Source organism: Bradyrhizobium sp. 18BD, assembly GCF_054185225.1.
The window spans coordinates 1-462 of record NZ_JAVAYL010000196.1; the positions used below are offsets into that span (position 1 = coordinate 1).

2 protein-coding genes are annotated in these 462 nt (G+C 31.6%); both read right to left on the bottom strand.

What is annotated here, in order from left to right; all coding sequences use genetic code 11:
• On the bottom strand, positions 1-105 hold a 105-nt coding region (gene rinB, locus RAD16_RS41045; protein ID WP_148562621.1), incomplete at its 3' end, for a transcriptional activator RinB.
• A partial coding sequence (locus tag RAD16_RS41050; protein WP_458163690.1) for a hypothetical protein occupies positions 102-462 on the bottom strand: 361 nt, incomplete at its 5' end. The genes rinB and RAD16_RS41050, both read right to left, overlap by 4 nt.

Sequence of the window (462 nt, forward strand, 5' to 3'; positions counted from 1 at the left end):
TACATCATCATTAGCCGTCATCATAATATATACTTGCTCAGTTACATACTTACCTAACTCATACATCGCTAGTAAGAATAATAATCTTAGTATTTGCTTAATCATTTTTTATCTACCTTCTTTACTTCGTATAAGACCGGATATAAATTTAAAAAGTGTATTCTATATCCAATCGTCTTAACTTTTACTTTATCACCTACTTTTAACCTAGCTTGTATGTCTGCGCTATCAAACTTTCCTTTGAAGAATAAGTCTGAGTTTTCGATGACTTGTTTATCATCTAATACAATATAGAATTTGTCCTCTTTATCTTGTCTTTTGTTATATTTATCTGTAATTGTCCCTTGATGTACTTCTTTGTTTTGGTAACTAGCCACTGTATAGATAGGCAATGCGACAACAAGTAGCAATGCGGTTATACCGAATAATGACAGTATTCCAACAATAAAGATGTCGAACCCA